13 protein-coding genes are annotated in these 13,378 nt (G+C 57.2%); 10 read left to right on the forward strand and 3 right to left on the reverse strand.

Annotated features, from left to right (window positions below; genetic code table 11):
• Positions 1-83: 83 nt before the first annotated feature.
• From RDA78_RS22600 to RDA78_RS22615, 4 genes are all read left to right on the forward strand, one after another.
• Entirely contained in the window at positions 84-680 is a 597-nt protein-coding gene (locus RDA78_RS22600) for a hypothetical protein (protein WP_434052025.1), read from the forward strand.
• Positions 681-960: 280 nt separating this feature from the next.
• The gene (locus tag RDA78_RS22605) at positions 961-2,259 is read left to right on the forward strand and encodes an NAD(P)/FAD-dependent oxidoreductase (RefSeq protein ID WP_434052026.1); all 1,299 of its coding nucleotides are present in this window, start codon (positions 961-963) and stop codon (positions 2,257-2,259) included.
• On the forward strand, positions 2,256-3,101 hold the full coding sequence (locus tag RDA78_RS22610; protein ID WP_434052027.1) for a DUF1365 domain-containing protein: 846 nt from the start codon (positions 2,256-2,258) through the stop codon (positions 3,099-3,101). The genes RDA78_RS22605 and RDA78_RS22610 overlap by 4 nt, the downstream gene beginning before the upstream one ends.
• A 19-nt stretch (positions 3,102-3,120) precedes the next feature.
• Positions 3,121-4,350 carry a class I SAM-dependent methyltransferase gene (locus tag RDA78_RS22615; protein ID WP_434052028.1) on the forward strand — a complete coding sequence of 410 codons (1,230 nt, stop codon included), beginning with the start codon at positions 3,121-3,123 and terminating at the stop codon, positions 4,348-4,350.
• Positions 4,351-4,373: 23 nt separating this feature from the next.
• Here RDA78_RS22615 and RDA78_RS22620 read toward each other — a convergent pair whose 3' ends face one another.
• Positions 4,374-5,216 carry an SDR family NAD(P)-dependent oxidoreductase gene (locus RDA78_RS22620; protein ID WP_434052029.1) on the reverse strand — a complete coding sequence of 281 codons (843 nt, stop codon included), beginning with the start codon at positions 5,214-5,216 and terminating at the stop codon, positions 4,374-4,376.
• A gap of 59 nt (positions 5,217-5,275) precedes the next feature.
• Positions 5,276-5,920 (reverse strand): ChrR family anti-sigma-E factor, encoded by a 645-nt coding sequence (locus tag RDA78_RS22625; protein ID WP_434052030.1) that lies wholly within the window; start codon positions 5,918-5,920, stop codon positions 5,276-5,278.
• A gap of 315 nt (positions 5,921-6,235) precedes the next feature.
• Here RDA78_RS22625 and RDA78_RS22630 point away from each other — a divergent pair, with 315 nt between their 5' ends.
• The 6 genes from RDA78_RS22630 to sseA all read left to right on the forward strand — a co-directional run bounded on the left by RDA78_RS22630 (position 6,236) and on the right by sseA (position 12,445).
• Entirely contained in the window at positions 6,236-7,270 is a 1,035-nt protein-coding gene (locus RDA78_RS22630) for a cysteine synthase A (protein ID WP_434052031.1), read from the forward strand.
• 26 nt (positions 7,271-7,296) lie between these two features.
• Positions 7,297-8,811 (forward strand): cardiolipin synthase, encoded by a 1,515-nt coding sequence (cls, locus tag RDA78_RS22635; protein WP_434052032.1) that lies wholly within the window; start codon positions 7,297-7,299, stop codon positions 8,809-8,811.
• A 584-nt stretch (positions 8,812-9,395) separates the two neighbouring features.
• On the forward strand, positions 9,396-10,295 hold the full coding sequence (locus RDA78_RS22640) for an NAD(P)/FAD-dependent oxidoreductase (RefSeq protein WP_434052033.1): 900 nt from the start codon (positions 9,396-9,398) through the stop codon (positions 10,293-10,295).
• A gap of 82 nt (positions 10,296-10,377) precedes the next feature.
• Positions 10,378-11,094: an alanyl-tRNA editing protein gene (locus RDA78_RS22645; RefSeq protein ID WP_434052034.1), complete on the forward strand. Its 717-nt coding sequence runs from the start codon at positions 10,378-10,380 to the stop codon at positions 11,092-11,094.
• Positions 11,095-11,116: 22 nt separating this feature from the next.
• Positions 11,117-11,590 carry a GFA family protein gene (locus RDA78_RS22650; protein WP_434052035.1) on the forward strand — a complete coding sequence of 158 codons (474 nt, stop codon included), beginning with the start codon at positions 11,117-11,119 and terminating at the stop codon, positions 11,588-11,590.
• Between the two features lie 9 nt (positions 11,591-11,599).
• Positions 11,600-12,445, forward strand: a complete 846-nt coding sequence (gene sseA, locus RDA78_RS22655; RefSeq protein WP_434052036.1) for a 3-mercaptopyruvate sulfurtransferase — start codon at positions 11,600-11,602, stop codon at positions 12,443-12,445.
• 123 nt (positions 12,446-12,568) lie between these two features.
• Here sseA and RDA78_RS22660 read toward each other — a convergent pair whose 3' ends face one another.
• The gene (locus RDA78_RS22660; RefSeq protein WP_434052037.1) at positions 12,569-13,372 is read right to left on the reverse strand and encodes an amino acid ABC transporter ATP-binding protein; all 804 of its coding nucleotides are present in this window, start codon (positions 13,370-13,372) and stop codon (positions 12,569-12,571) included.
• Between the last annotated feature and the right edge of the window lie 6 nt (positions 13,373-13,378).

Raw genomic sequence — 13,378 nt, forward strand, 5'->3', positions numbered from 1 at the left:
TGCGGAAAAGAGCCCAAAATGGACCGTATCCGCAAGTGCCCCAAGTGCGGTTGAGCTGGTTGTATTAGCCTTGGGAGGCGAACATGCAACGGAATACCAGAGCTGGAACTATTGCGCTCGGTCTCATCCTCGCCATGGCGAGCGGCGCATTAGCCGAACAACTGCCCCAAGAGACCATCACCTTGCCCGAGGATCGTCTCGCGGTGACCGTGGCGTCTGCGACGGTTGACCAAAAGGATCCGCTTGAGAGCGAGTTGACCATCTGGGTCGGTGAAATTGAACTCGACGGCAGGAACACTGTCTGGGTGGAACTCATCGATTCCTATGGTGAGGTCATCTACGATTCCGAGGTGAGCCAGAACGAAACCCACCTGCTGCCGGATGGACGTGCTGTTGTCGTGCGTTCAATGGACCAGGAAACGGTCGTTGCCGGTAAGGACGAGTCCCGTCTCGTGACTGAAGGCGCTCTCATGGTGACCCGGCGGGTTGTCAACGAGGGCACCGACGCGACGACTGTCGAACTCATCGAAACTGAAAACGAGCCCATCGAGCGTGGGACGATGTTGCAGGTGGCCGATTTTGGCCAGTCCGTTTGGAACAATATCGTCGCGTTTTTTGATGCGGCCAGAACACGTGTTGAAATTGCCTGGAACTGGCTCGTGGATACATTGCAAGCCTGATCAGACTTTTTTCGTTCATAAGCAAAAGAACGGGTCCGCTACTCCAGCGGACCCGTTTTGCGTTTGCGGTCACCGCGTGTTTGCGCTGGCGGGCCGGTAAAGCCACGGCAGTCCCACTGCCGGTCAACAGCGCGCAGACTTGCCGGAAAAATTAATTTATTAAATTCATCGCTCTGCGTGATCCGAGCCTATTTCTTTGCCGTAACCCACTTACAAAACCAATAAAATCTCGCCTGGCCGCAAGTCCTTGCGGACTGCCCAGACTCGAAAAGGATTGAACATGCGGATAGCCGTCATCGGCTCCGGGATTTCCGGAAACAGTGTTGCTTGGGCCCTCAGTGAACAGCACGACGTCGTACTTTACGAAAAACGCGCACGCGCCGGAGGTCATAGTGCGACAGCCGACATCGACTACGACGGAACGCCGATATCGGTCGACACCGGTTTCATTGTTTACAACGAACGTAACTACCCCAATTTTACCGCCCTTCTCGATCACCTCGACGTCCGGACCGAAGCGAGCGACATGAGCTTTGCGCTTTCCGCCGACAGTGGAAGTCTCGAGTGGTCGGGCGACTCGATCAACACTGTGTTTGCGCAACGCTCAAACCTGGTCTCGCCCCGGTTTCTTTTCATGCTGAAGGACATATTCCGTTTCAACAAACAGTCCGTAGTTGACCTGCACGCGGGCCGTCTTGCAGGTGAGACGCTTGGTGGCTACCTGGAGAACAACCGCTATTCGCAGGGTTTCATCAACGACTACCTGCTCGCCATGGGAGCTGCGATCTGGTCCACCCCGATCAACGAAATGCGTTCCTATCCGGCGGAGAGTTTTGTCGCCTTCTTCGAAAATCACCGTCTGCTGTCGTTCGAGCCTACGCTCTGGCGCACAATATCCGGCGGAAGCCGAAACTACGTGAACCGCCTGCTCGCCCCCCTTGCGGGGAAAATCAGACTTGGCACACCGGTCGCCGAGATCATGCGGAAGAACCAGAAGGTCGTCGTGAAGGATGAAAGCGGGCATAGCGACGTCTTCGACCACGTCATTCTCGCAAGTCACAGCGACCAGAGCCTTGCCATGCTCGGCGATCCGAGCCCGCAGGAACATGAAATACTCAGCGCCATCAGATACCGTCCGAATGAGGTTTATCTCCATCGCGACGAACGCCTGATGCCAAAGCGGAAGAAGGTTTGGTCGTCGTGGAACTACATGTCGGACCGCGATGCCGGTGAAACGCGCGATGTCACCGTCAGCTACTGGATGAACCGACTTCAAAACATCGATCGCAGCAAACCCGTTTTCGTAACGTTGAACCCGTTTGAAGCTCCAAGCGCGGACAAAACCTTTGCGAAATACATCTACGACCATCCGCAATTCGATGCTGCCGCCCTGAGTGCCAAAAAACGCATCGGCGAGATACAGGGCGTGAACAACACATGGTATTGCGGCGCATGGAACGGTCATGGGTTCCACGAGGATGGCCTCGCCTCCGGCCTTGCGGTGGCAAAGCGGCTCGGTGCGGAACTGCCCTGGGAAAAAACATCATCTGGAACCGCGTTTCTGGAAGCTGCCGAATGACGCGGCAAACCCGGAACACCGTAAGCGACAATGGCGATCCGCCGAAACAAGCGGCATCACTCTATTCCGGCCAGGTGATGCATCACCGCATGAAGCCGGCGGAACACAGGTTCAATTACTCTGTTTTTTCCGTGCTGCTGGACCTCGACAAGCTGGAGAGCGCCCGCAAACAATCCCGCTTTTTTTCCATAAACCGGTTCAATGTCCTTTCGTTCCACGAAAAGGACCACGGAAAGCGGGATGGTTCCAACCTCAGACGGCATATCGACATGCTGCTCGACAAGAAGTCGGTCGACCGGCCCTCCAGAGTGCTGCTTCTCGCCTATCCCAGGCTCCTTGGCTATGGTTTCAACCCGCTCAGCGTCTATTACGCCTATGACGAAACCGATCAACTGACGGCAATCGTTTACGAGGTGCGCAACACCTTCGGCGGGTTGCACACATACGTCCTGCCGGTCGAAACCGGACAGATGAGCGATGCAGGCGTGCGCCAGCACCAGACGAAAGAGTTCTACGTCTCTCCGTTCATCAGCATGGAGCAGCACTACCATTTCCGCATGCTGCCACCAGGTGACGCCGTCAGGGTCAGGATACTGGAAACGGATGCAAGGGGCCCGCTCTTGTCCGCGACATTTTCAGGATCCGGCACTCCGCTGACCTCCAGAGCAATCTTGAAGGAATGCGCGCGCGTGCCTTTCCTGACCGCCAAGGTGATTGTGGCAATCCATTGGGAAGCCTTTAAAATTTGGCTCAAGCGTGTACCATTCCATCCCCGGCCTGCAGAACGTCCAAGTCAGGGCGGGTTGGGAGAGCGGCCGGTTTCACTGGCCTCAGACAAGTAAAATATCAAGAGGTTTTGCGATGAGTGAGCCTGTTGCACTGAACAAACACAATCTGCGCAAACAACTCAAGGGCGCCCCTCGCCTTGCACGAATGGCTGCCAGCCTTGCATTGCGAATCCGCTACGGGTCGCTGGAAATCAGCTTTCCCGATGGCCGGAGGTTCAGCATCCAGGGTCGTGAAAACGGTCCTCGCGGCGTGCTTGACATCCACGACTGGCGGTTTTTCCGCATGGTAGTCAAGGCAGGCGATGTTGGCGTCGGCGAAGCATTCATGGCCGGATATTGGTCATCGCCCGATGTCACGACATTCCTGGAAGTGTTCTGCATCAACCAGGAATCGACCCTGGAAGCCATTCAGGGACGGCCGCTGACCCGTATTCTGCTGTCGGTCCGGCATTGGCTGAATTCAAACACACGCCGCGGTTCAAAACGCAACATTTCTGCGCATTACGACCTGGGCAATGCCTTCTACAAGGAATGGCTGGATCCGTCGATGACCTACTCGTCCGCGATCTACAGCAACGAAACAAACAATCTGGAACAGGCCCAGGCGGAAAAATATGCTTCGCTCGTGAAGCAGACGGGTATTGAACCCGGTCATTCGGTTCTTGAAATCGGTTGCGGCTGGGGTGGTTTTGCAGAACATGTCGCGAAGACAGTCGGGGCCAATGTCAAGGCGCTGACGATTTCCCGCGAACAATATGATTATGCGCGCGAACGCATCTTCAACGCCGGACTGAACGACAAGGTTGACGTGGTGTTCCAGGACTATCGTGATGAACGCGGCGTCTACGACCGGATTGCCTCCATCGAAATGTTCGAAGCCGTTGGAGAGAAGTACTGGACGACCTATTTCAGCCAGCTATCCAACTGTCTCAAACCGGGCGGCAAAGCCGGGCTGCAGATCATCACGATCCAGGACACGATGTTCGAGGATTACCGGCGCGGTACCGACTTTATCCAGCGCTACATCTTTCCGGGCGGGATGCTTCCACCCCCAGGCAGGCTGGTCGACATCGGTAAATCGCTCGGCCTCGATCTTGCCGAGCAGGAGATCTTCGGCCAAGACTATGCGCGTACGCTTGCAGAATGGCGACAGCGGTTCCGCCATGCGTGGCCGCAGATCCGGCCCCTGGGTTTCGATGAACGTTTCAAGCGTCTTTGGGAATTCTACCTTCACTATTGCGAAGCCGGTTTCCGTGCCGGGAACATAGATGTGCGGCAGATGGTCTACGTCAAAGCCTCTTGAGGAGGCACCCGCATTCCCGACGATCAGGCCGGCTCTTCAGCCGGCCTTCTCTTTTCCAAGGGTGCGGGCTTTTTCTTGTTCCAGCCGGTCGACCTGGACACGAGCGCAAAATAGGCGCGGTAAGGCAGCATCCTGAGTGCTTTCAGTTGCCTGACGAACGCTTTCGGAAACGCTATTTCGAACTTCGAAGGATGCTCCAGACCTCTGATGATCTCTTCTGCAGCCTCTTCCCTCGTGATCAGATGCGGCATAGGAAACGGATTGGATTTGGTGGCTGGCGTATCGACAAACCCCGGATTGATCAGCTGGATGCGAATACCGGCACGGTCGAGATCGAATTTCAGGGACTCAGCCATATTGATCAGACCGGCCTTCGAAGCGCCGTAGGCGGCTGAAGTCGGCAAACCGCTGTATCCGGCAACCGATGACACGATCGCGATCTGACCGCGGGATCTCGACTTCATAACGTCGATCGCAGGCAGAAGCACGTTGACCGTACCCATCAGATTCACGTCGAAACTCTTGTGGAACGCATCGATGCGCGAATCCAGTCCATCTTGCGGCAGGTAAATTCCGGCATTTGCCACCAGAAGCGCAATCCCGCCCAAATCTCTCTCGATCGAACGGCAATGTTCCGCCATCAACGACGTGTCCGTAACGTCGCCAGGATAGGGAACAATCTCTCCGGGGAACTCCCGCGCGGCTTCGCTCAACGCTTGCAACGCATCTTCAGAGCGGGCCGTCGCCGCAACGCGCCAGCCGTTCTTCGCCAAAGCGAGGGAAAGTGCATGCCCTATGCCGGAACTTGCGCCTGTAATCCAGGCAGCTCCATGTTCGGGACGGGCAACGAATTGTGTCTGAGGCAAATACGATCTCCTTGGCCTGTACTCTTTCTACGCACAGGCCCCGGAGTGCGGATTGGTGATTATCGCATAAAAGGTGCGAACCAGCGGCCGACCGGGCCGGTCAGTTCGAGGCGACCCGCCGTAACCGCAAAGCAAATGCAGTCCTCGCCTTCGTCGGCAATCGGCTTATGGTCGACATCGCCATCGGCGAATGCAAGGTCTCCGGACACGAAATGCCCGTCTTCGTCGCTGAACCCGCCCTGCAGCACAAGCGTCAGTTCCGTACCGTGGTGTGTGTGCGACGGCATGGCACGCCCTGCCCGCACCCAGATCAGACTGCTCGTGCAACCGTCAATCTCGCCGAACTTGCACTCCTTCACTCCGGGAAGGAGCGTTTTCCAGGGAAGCCCGTCCAGCGACCTTCCGACGATGCTCTGCAAGGAATGCGGAACATTGGTTCCATCCTGCACCAAAGGCGCGTTGTCATTGGAAAGCAGCGCATCGTCGCTGAAGATTGACGACAAAATGGAATCCCGGTCATCGAATGCAACCGGATCGGCATCGTTCAAGCTGACGCCGCCGAGGCTTTCCAGAGACGAGACGTAGCCCCGGTTCTGCTCGCTCAGTTCCAGATGCGCTCCCACCAGCGCCTGCGCCGGGTAGGACAACGTACCGGCGGCATAGCCAGCAAGCAGTTCGTCCATTCCGGTCACGTTCTTTTCCATTTCCGCTCTCATTTAACTCCAAGCACCTGATTAGCTGTATTGCCAGTACGTTGTGCAATGTTTTCCGGATCAACTTCTACACTAAAAATATTCCAATTTAAAATTTCATCCAGTGGGTTTGCAGAACAACTCCATGCTCACTTTCAATGAATTAGCGGAAAATACACCGCAAAACGGTTCCCGGTGCTGGCATTCCAAGGACAAGCACTTAAATTGCAAGCTTGATCCGGGATGCTGCTGCCTTTAGCGTCCCGGTCCTATGAATACCATTTGGCCTTTTCCCGCTCGGTGGCCAGATCAGCCAGGAATAAAAAAATGACAGTGTCCGCTTCCGTTGTCGACGCGATTGGCAATACTCCCTTGATTCGCCTGAAAACCCTTTCGGAGGAAACAGGCTGCGAAATTCTTGGCAAAGCCGAATTCATGAACCCGGGACAGTCGGTTAAGGACAGGCCGGCCAGACAAATGATCCTGGAAGCCGAAGCAAGGGGCGACCTGAAGCCCGGAGGCGTAATTGTCGAAGGAACCGCCGGGAACACCGGGATCGGAATTGCACTTGTTGCAAGCGCGCGCGGATACAGAACCGTGATTGTCATCCCGGAGACACAGAGCCAGGAAAAGAAGGACATGCTGCGTCTTTGCGGCGCTGAGCTTGTTGAAGTCCCTGCAAAACCTTTCAGGGACCCCAATAACTATCAGCATGTCGCGCGCCGTCTGGCCGAAGAGATGGCCAAGAGCGAACCCAATGGTGTCATTTTCGCCGATCAATGGAACAATCTTGACAACAAGAAGGCGCACTACGTGACAACCGGGCCGGAAATCATGGCCCAGACCGGTGGCCGTGTGGATGCCTTCATCTGCGCTGTCGGTTCGGGCGGCACGCTGTCCGGCGTGTCCCAGTACCTGCAGGAAAACAAGCCGGGCATCGTGATCGGCTGCGCCGACCCGCGCGGAGCAGCGATGCAGTCGCTTTTCACCACAGGCGAAGCCGTCGCTTCCGAGGGCGGGTCCATCTCCGAGGGAATTGGACTCGGCCGCAAGACACCGATCGTTCAGGACGTGAAAGTTGATTACGCCTACACAATCGCTGACGAAGATGCGCTTCCCCTGGTTTTTGACCTGGCCGAAAACGAAGGCCTGCTCCTTGGCGGTTCGAGCGCCATCAACCTTGCCGGGGCACGCCGTCTCGCAAAGGAAATCGGACCCGGGAAAACGATCGTGACCATCCTGTGCGATCATGGAACAAGATACCATTCAAAGCTCTACAACCCGGATTTTCTGAGATCCAAGAATTTGCCGGTGCCCGATTGGCTCGAAAAGAAGGTAACACTTCAACCACCCTTCGCGTGAGCCTGAACAGCTTGGTTTGAATTCCCATGGGGCAGGACGACCCGACACTTGCAAAAGACGGCGCCGATGCTCAGGCCGTGATCCAGGATGCCGTTACGGATGTCGGCATCCTCGACATGATGGCGAACAATCTCGGTCTCGTCGCCGCGTTCGTTGCCCTGATGTATATCACTGCAGTTATCTGCGCAGTGCGAGAGGTGATGAACTCGACGACGTCGCAAGGGTCCGTCGCCTGGCTGCTATCGCTGTTTTTCCTGCCTTACCTGACCGTTCCGCTCTATTTTGTCTTCGGCTGGCGGTCGTTTTCGGACTACGCGAAGATCCAGGCGTCGTTGGGGCGAGCAGAAAGAGCGCGCCGAGCAGACGAACTCGGGCTGACCGATCACGACGAAACACGGGACTGGCCCGTTTTGACCCGTGTCGCCGGCGTTCCGTTTCTTGCAGGAAACACGTCAGAGCTGCTGATCGACGGCGATGAAACCTTTTCCGCAATCAAGGATGCGATCGCTGCCGCGCAAAGCAGCATCTTCTTTCAGTTTTTCGCCATTCACGATGATCAGCTCGGTCGTGAAATGGCGGATGCCCTGATCGCCCGCGCCAGAGACGGCGTCAAGGTCCAGTTTCTGTATGACGACGTCGGCAGCCATTCCCTCTCCCACAAGTTTCTAAACCGGTTGAGGGATGCCGGGGTCGAGGTTTGCGGTTTCAACGAAAATCACAAGTTCCTGCGGCTCCTGGGCCCGATGAGGCTGAACTACCGCAATCATCGGAAGCTGGTTGTCATCGACTTCAGAACCGCATTCGTCGGCGGCCACAACGTCGCCGACCAGTATGTCGGCCGCGACCGCTGGTTCGGTCATTGGCGGGATACGCACGTCAAGGTCGAAGGCCCCGCAGCGGTCGCGTGCGCTCTCTCGTTCGTGGAAGACTGGCTGTGGGCCAGCGGCGAGCGCATCGACCTGCCGCAAGTGCGCGACATCCCAATGCCAGGTGACGAGTCGGTGCTGGTCATGCCAACCGGTCCTGCCGACAAACTCGAGGAATGCGCAATCGCGTTTGTCGAGGCGGCTGCCAGGGCGAAGGAACGGTTGTGGATCACGACACCTTATCTCGTGCCGTCCCTCGATGTGCAGACGGCGCTCGCAGCCGCGGCCATGCGCGGCGTGGACGTGCGCATCCTGTTGCCCGAGAAACGGGACCACTGGACGGTGTGGCTCGCAAGTCATGCCTATGAAGACACGCTCGTTCAGCGCGGTGTAAAGGTCTACCGCTATACGGACGGCTTCCTGCACCAGAAAGTGACCTTGCTCGACAAAGACCTCGTCTCGATCGGGACGGTGAATTTCGACAACAGATCCTTCCAGATCAACTTCGAACTCACCCTTTGGTTCACGCACGAACGGATGATCGGGAATGTCGAGGCTATGCTGGAAACCGATTTTGAGAATGCAAGGTTGACATGGCCGGATGCATTCCGTTCCAGAAGCTACGTCTTCCGCGTTTTTGCCCAGGGCGCGCGGTTGCTGTCTCCAATTCTCTAGATCATTGCGCTCATTGGATTGCGACCTCGGGATTGACGTTTCGCCGGGGGATGATGCTGCGAAGTCGCAAAACTTTGCTGGTTGCCCTCGCGACTCGTCCACTTTCCCAGACGATATGCTCAGGCTCTCCGGCCCTGGGTCTCACGTTGTTCGCCCGGGGTGACGACGGAGGGAACCAAACAGTTTGTTCCGACAACCTGCGCCTAATTCGAGGCTTCGTTTATCGCCGGCCTCATCCTGAGGAGCACGCTTGCGTACGTCTCGAAGGATGGCGGCACACTCGGACCGCGCGGCGCATCCTTCGAGACAGCGCTCACGCGCTTCCTCAGGATGAGGTTCAGGCTTCTCTCACGGATCATCCCCGCGAAGTGCAGCGTGAGCCGGATCATTGAGCGCATATTTCGTTGCGCTCGTAATACCCATCTGCATTGTTATGCTCCTGGAAGCGGCCGCGTCCAACGGTGTTCGCAGGCCGTCACTCTTGATCACAGGTGCATTCGACCGGCCGCTTACCGGTTTAACGGGAAACATTGGGCCGACGCTCCCTGCCGCGAAGGCCAATTACTGAACCAAAGGGAAACAACATGGAAAAAACGCAGGTGGCAATCATTGGCGGCGGTCCGGCAGGCCTTGCCGCGGCGCTGACGCTGTCACGGTCCATGATGACGTCGATTGTTTTCGATGCGCCAGCACCTCCCAGAAATGCGGCATCGCCCTTCGTGGCGGCGCTGCCCGGTTTGGACAAAAAAGCGCCTGTCGATGTGAGGAAGGCTATAAGCGATGATATCAGTTCCTATCCTTTTGCCGTCCTTGACGACAAGGCGATTACAGGCATCAAGCGCGAAGCAGACGGGTTCACGCTGATCCGGGATGACGGATCGCTCGTCACGGCTGACAAGGTGCTGCTCGCAACAGGCATGGTTGATGTCTTGCCTGATCTGCCCGGACTGGAGGACTGCTGGGGCCGCAGCGTCATAAACTGTCCTTTCTGTCATGGGATCGAGTGGCGAAACGCGCGCTGGGGGATCCATGCGCATCGTCCGGAGGTTCTCGATGCTGCAGAGATCTACCGCAACTGGACAGGGTACCTCACCTATTTCGTCGGCCCTACGCTGTCCCTGAGCCAGAAACGGCGACGGCAGATCGCCAACCTCGGTGCGGACATTGTTGGAGGCCTTCCCAAGAGACTGCACTCCAAGGACGGCAACCTGCAAATAGCGGAACTTTCTGACGGCACGGCAATCACCCTCGATTGCCTGCTTGTGTTTCCCCATCAACGTCAAACCAGCTTCGTTGATGCGTTGGGTGTGGCGATGACTGATGCGGGATATGTGAATGTTGATGACGGCTTCCGCACGTCATTGCCCGGGATTTACGCCGCCGGCGACCTCACCTATCCGGGACACCAGAACACACCGACAGCCCTTCACATGGGCAACATGGCCGCGGCAAGCATCGTGATGGATCAGTGCTTCGGCAAATGATTTTCGGCCCTCAGGAGAGGTCGACGGATCACACTTGGCTCTGTACGCTGCGAAAATACGATATAATGACCAGGAGACAACAATGTCCGCACCTCTGTTTCGTGATGATGCCTACCTGCGCACGTGCGAAGCAAGAGTAACGGGTGTGACCGAACGGGGCGGCATCGTGCTCGATCGAACCGTCTTCTACGCAACCGGCGGCGGTCAGCCGGGCGACAGCGGTCACCTTGAACTCGCCGACGGGACGCAGATCGAGATCGCTACAACGGTCTATGACGACGACCGTGTTTCCATTGTCCACGTCCCCTCGGAGGGCCAAACGCTGCCCGAACCGGGTAGCGAGGTGATCGCGCACGTCGATTGGGCGCGGCGCTACAAGATGATGCGCGTCCACACGGCGCTGCACCTCCTTTCTGTTGCCCTTCCCTATCCTGTCACCGGCGGCCAGATTGGTGACACGGAAGGACGGCTTGATTTCGACATGGGTGATGAAACCGTGGACAAGGAAACTTTGCACCAGGTGCTCAATGACCTCGCCGCCGGCGATTACGAGGTGACAACGGAGTGGATCACCGACGCAGAACTCGACGCAAACCCCGCGCTTGTTAAAACCATGTCCGTCAAACCGCCCCGGGGCTCCGGCCGGGTCAGGCTGGTCAGGATCGGTGGGGATGTCGATCTTCAGCCGTGCGGCGGCACCCATGTTTCCCGGACATCGGAAATAGGCGAGCTTTCAATCGGGAAAACCGAAAAGAAAGGCAAACAGAACAGGCGCGTCCGCATTCGTCTTACCGACTGAACGTCCTGTTGGAGGCAAGATCATGCACCTTTCCGGCAGTTGTCACTGCAAGGCGATCCGTTTTGAACTGGAGAGCAAGAACCCCTACCCCTACATGCGATGCTACTGCTCCATCTGCCGAAAGGTCGGCGGCAGTGCCGGATATGCCATAAACCTGATGGGCGAAGCCGACAGTTTGAAGACAGAAGGCGCGGATGCGAAAGCCGTCTATCACGCTCGGATCGATGGTACAGAAAGTCCTGCCGAGCGGCACTTTTGCGGGCGATGCGGGACACATCTCTGGGTCTGGGATCCGCGTTGGCCGGACCTTGTCCATCCGCATGCCGGTGTCATCGATACCCCCTTGCCAAAGCCGCCTGAAACCGTCCATATCATGCTTGATTACAAGCCCGACTGGATCGAGGTGCCGCTCGGCATCGGTCACGTCCACTTCAAGTCCTATCCCGATTTGTCCATTGAGGAATGGCACAAGTCCAAGGGGCTCTACCAGAGTTGAGGAGTTTCAATGTCCGACCACCCGCTTGTTTCAACCCAATGGCTGGCCGATCATCTCGACTCCCCGGACCTGGTCGTCGTCAACGCCTGGATGCCGCCGGTCACGCATCCGGATGCCCCGCCGGTTTACCCGAACGCACACATACAGGGTGCGGTCTTCTTCGACGTCAATGAAATCTGCGACAAGAACAGCGATCTGCCGCACATGCTGCCTGCGCCGCACGTCTTTTCCTCGGCCATGCGCAAGCTCGGGATCGGCGACGGACAGACAGTCGTCGTCTATGACGATTTCGGCTTCTATTCCGCGGCGCGGGTCTGGTGGACCCTGCGCACCATGGGGGCTGACAGCGTGTACGTGCTTGATGGCGGGTTTCCGAAATGGCGCGCCGAAAACAGGGCTGTCACCGACGAGGTGCCGCGCAAACCGCAAAGCCATTTCACGTCCAGACTCAATCACGGCGCGGTCGCCAATCTGTCACAGGTGAGACGTTCGACAGAGACAGGAGATCGCCAGTTGCTCGACGCCAGGTCTGCCGACCGCTTCGCCGGTACCGCGCCTGAGCCCAGGGCCGGACTGCGCCAGGGCCACATGCCGAACGCGCTCAATCTGCCGTTCACGCGCCTGATCAACGAAGACGGTACGTTTCGCGCACGCGCCGACCTGGAAACGATTTACCAGGACGCGGGCGTCGACCTGCAGAAACCGATTACCACGACCTGCGGATCAGGCGTGACGGCCGCCATTCTCACCCTTGGACTGACAATCCTGGGTATCCGGGATGTCAGCGTCTACGACGGATCCTGGACCGAATGGGGCGGCCGTGACGACACAGAGGTCCTGACCGGGGAACCATAACCACCTGTCAATTGCAATATTCTTCGGCGGGCACCGTTGATGAAAACAGGAAAGGCCCTGGAAAACGCTTTCCAGGGCCTTTTGTTGTTGTGGCAGGCTGTCGAACGCGAAACGCGCTTGCAATCAGTGATGCAGGATCTGGCTCAGGAAGAGTTTCGTGCGCTCGTGTTGCGGGTTCACGAAGAAGTCTTCCGGCTCGTTCTGTTCAACGATCTGGCCGGCATCCATGAAGATCACGCGGTTGGCCACCTTGCGGGCGAAGCCCATCTCGTGGGTGACGCAAAGCATGGTCATGCCTTCTTCGGCAAGACCGACCATCACGTCGAGAACTTCCTTGATCATTTCCGGATCGAGTGCCGATGTCGGCTCATCGAACAGCATGATCTTGGGGTTCATGCACAAGGAGCGCGCAATCGCAACGCGCTGCTGCTGACCACCGGAAAGCTGACCGGGGTATTTCAGTGCCTGCTCAGGGATCTTCACGCGCTCAAGATAATGCATGGCAACATCTTCAGCTTCCTTCTTCGGCATCTTGCGCACCCAGATCGGGGCCAGCGTGCAGTTTTCAAGGATCGTCAGATGCGGGAACAGGTTGAAGTGCTGGAAGCACATGCCGACTTCCCGGCGGATCTCGTCAATCTTTTTCAGGTCGTTCGTCAGTTCGATCCCATCAACCATGATCTGTCCGGCCTGATGCTCTTCCAGCCGGTTGATGCAACGGATCATGGTCGACTTGCCGGAGCCCGAAGGCCCGCAGATAACGATCCGTTCGCCGCGCATCACTTTCAGGTTGATATCGCGGAGCACGTGAAAGTCGCCGTACCACTTGTTCATGTTGTTGATTTCGATCGCAACATCCGTGTCGGACACTTGCATTTTCGAACGGTCGGCGGAGAGTTCTTCCGCGTTTACTGCATTTTCACTCATGGGTTC

It is taken from the genome of Roseibium sp., from assembly GCF_051016195.1.
In the GTDB taxonomy this organism is placed as follows: Bacteria; Pseudomonadota; Alphaproteobacteria; order Rhizobiales; family Stappiaceae; genus Roseibium.